This window comes from Pseudoduganella sp. RAF53_2 (assembly GCF_052113985.1).
In the GTDB taxonomy this organism is placed as follows: Bacteria; Pseudomonadota; Gammaproteobacteria; order Burkholderiales; family Burkholderiaceae_D; genus Rugamonas.
On record NZ_JBFRDW010000728.1, the window covers coordinates 1 to 2,808 of the forward strand.

Annotated in this window: 2 protein-coding genes and 2 pseudogenes; all 4 read right to left on the reverse strand. The window is 59.9% G+C overall.

From position 1 onward, the window contains the following. Positions 1-430, reverse strand: a pseudogene (locus tag AB4Z11_RS28520) (EAL domain-containing protein); the annotation flags it as partial. 65 nt (positions 431-495) lie between these two features. Continuing rightward, the gene (locus tag AB4Z11_RS28525) at positions 496-1,416 is read right to left on the reverse strand and encodes a 23S rRNA (adenine(2030)-N(6))-methyltransferase RlmJ (protein ID WP_442029197.1); all 921 of its coding nucleotides are present in this window, start codon (positions 1,414-1,416) and stop codon (positions 496-498) included. Between the two features lie 36 nt (positions 1,417-1,452). After that, complete coding sequence (locus AB4Z11_RS28530) at positions 1,453-2,271, reverse strand: PEP-CTERM sorting domain-containing protein (protein WP_442029198.1); 819 nt, start codon at positions 2,269-2,271, stop codon at positions 1,453-1,455. A 155-nt stretch (positions 2,272-2,426) separates the two neighbouring features. Further along, positions 2,427-2,808, reverse strand: a pseudogene (locus tag AB4Z11_RS28535) (isocitrate lyase); the annotation flags it as partial.

Sequence of the window (2,808 nt, forward strand, 5' to 3'; positions counted from 1 at the left end):
GCTTTGCCACAGCTTCGGTTTCAGTGGCCACATCATCTAATGCAAACTTGAAGCCCGCCTGCTTCAGTTCGTTCAAGCGGGCCAGCACATCGGGCGTGGGCTGAACGGTTTCCAGCACTTCAAGGATGACTTTATCGTTCGGCAGGAAGCGAATGAAATCGCTCATCAGCCCCGCCGTATCGACGTTGACGAAGGCCAGCTGATCGCCCACCACCTGCTCCATGCCCAGCTCGGAGGCGTGCGCGATCACGGACGCGGTGGCGTGCGTGCCGTTGGTAATGCGGGCTTCGGAGACTTCAGCGTTGCGATACAGCAGCTCGTAAGCGACGAGCCGCTGGTTTCGATTGAGGATAGGTTGCCTTGCCAGGAAAAACTGATTGGCATAAGGCATCGGGACTGGCGCTAACTCTTGTTGCAATGTCGCTGTCATGGGTTTCCCCACTGCTGGACTCATTACCCCCAGACTAAACCCGATTTACAGTCTTGACAATGTTTTTATGCGCGCTTCGCATCGCCTTTGCGACTTGTGGTCACTTCGCCACTCTCCAGCGTGAACTTGGCGCCCGAATCGCGGCCCAGCACCTTGACCAGGTAGGGCATCACTTCCTTCAGGATCGGCTCCAGCGTGTACGGCGGATTCAGCAGGAACATGCCGCTGGTGTGCAGCGCGATGCCATCCGGCGTTGGCGTGCTGATGCACAGCGTCACGTTCAGCCACGACTTCGCGTCCAGATGCTTCATGCGCTCGGCAAAGTTGCGTGCCTCGATGCGCTGCAGCACCGGATACCAGACGGCATAAGTGCCGGTCGGGAAGCGCTTGAGCGAATCGCTCAGCATATCGGTGACTTTCTTGTAGTCCTGCTTGTCTTCATACGGCGGATCGCACAGCACGAAGCCGCGGCGCGACGGCGGCGGCAGCAGCGCTTTGACGCCCAGGAAGCCGTCCGCCTTGTTGACGATCACGCGCTTGCCGCGCGCTGTTGGACGCTTGCCTTGCGCCGCTTCGTGCCTGGCCAGGTTATTGAAATTGTCTTCCAGGATCTTGGCGTCGGACGGGTGCAGCTCGAACAGGCGGATGCGGTCTTCTTCGCGCGCCACTTTCTCCGCGCAGTAAGGCGAACCCGGATAGAAGCGCATCTTGCCGCTCGGGTTCATGTCTTTAATCAGCTTTACGTACTCGGCCAGCGGCGCCGGCAGGTCATCACGCTCCCACAGCGGCGCGATACCCGTTTCGAATTCGCCCGTCTTGGTGGCTTGCGCACTGTCCAGCGTGTACACGCCCGCACCGGCGTGGGTGTCGATGTAGGTATAGGCGACGTCCTTCTGGTTCAGGTACTGGAGCACCTGGATCAGGACGAAATGCTTTAGGACATCGGCATGATTGCCGGCGTGGAAGGCGTGGCGATAACTGAACATGAATAAGGCAGAGTGATGATTCGACCTACCATTATCTCACGAGCGGCGCTGGCGCGCGGTCCAGCCGACGAGGGCCAGCCCTGCGAGCAGCATCGCGTAATGCGCCGGCTCGGGCACCGGATCGAGCGTGCCGGAGCCCGCGTACATCCACATTTCCATCGATACCCAGCCCGCCTGCTGCTGGTCGGTGCGGTTCAACCAGGAAGTCTGCACCAGATCGAGGCTGTCACGCGTTTCGCTGAAACCGCGCGCGCTTTCCAGCCGGAAGTCCTGCAGGTCCAGGTCCACGCCCAGCAGGCCATCCGGCTGCTTGGGATCTTCAATCGCCAGCCAGAACAGGGCGAAGATATCGAACCAGTCCTGGCGCTGCTGCGGCGGCGTGACGCTGGCCTCGATCTGCACCGTGCTGTAGAAGGCGACGCCGGTATTCGGCGTCAGCGTGAAATGCGCCTGGTCGCCTTCGATCGATGTGTTCAGGCCGCGGCTTTCGCTCAGGCTGGTCACGATGTGCGCCTCGCCTTCCACGCTCTGCTTCCAGGAGTCATCCCTGCCCAGCACAGCGACGTGCGCGGTCTCAACGTTATTCAGGTTATAGCTGTATTCCCACGGCTGGGGCGTGGCGGGTGGATAGAACTGCTCCCAGTAATTGCCGCTCGGCGTGCTGGCCGAGATATAGCCGTAGTCATTCTCGTAGCGCGTGCCCACATGGGTCATGGTCAGCGCCGGCGTGATGCCATCGTTCGGATCGAGATCAATCAGCGTGAAGCCGATATTGCCCATGCGCGCCTGGCCGCTGACGTCCGCCGACGCGGCGCCATGCCACAGCAGGCCGCCAAGCAAAGCAAGTGCTGTCATTGAATGCTTCATCGTATCCTCCGTAATGTTGTTGGTATGGGAGGCATACGGTAGCAGCGCGCAACGCGCGCGAGATACACAGAAAATCACTAGTAAAAAAGGCCCGGCAACCAAGGATCGCCGGGCCTCAGGACAGGTCAGAGACCTGTCATTGCTTATGCTACTTTCTTCTTGTCGTCAAAGAATTGCTCGTCTTCAGTCGAACCATGCAGGGCGGTAGTCGACGACTGGCCTTGCTGGATGGTCTGGGTCACGGCGTCGAAGTAGCCGGTGCCGACTTCGCGCTGGTGCTTCACGGCGGTGAAGCCCTTCTCCGCTGCGGCGAATTCGGCTTCCTGCAGTTCCACGAAGGCCGACATCTGGCGGCGTGCATAGCCGTGTGCCAGGTTGAACATGCCGTAGTTCAGCGAGTGGAAGCCAGCCAGCGTGATGAACTGGAACTTGTAGCCCATGGCACCCAGCTCTTTCTGGAACTTGGCGATGGTTGCATCGTCCAGGTTTTTCTTCCAGTTGAAGGACGGCGAGCAGTTATAGGCC

Excerpts from the sequence above, each read along its gene's own strand:
- AB4Z11_RS28525 (WP_442029197.1), bottom strand. The coding sequence starts at position 1,416 with ATGTTCAGTTATCGCCACGCCTTCCACGCCGGCAATCATGCCGATGTC.
- AB4Z11_RS28530 (WP_442029198.1), bottom strand. The coding sequence starts at position 2,271 with ATGACAGCACTTGCTTTGCTTGGCGGCCTGCTGTGGCATGGCGCCGCG.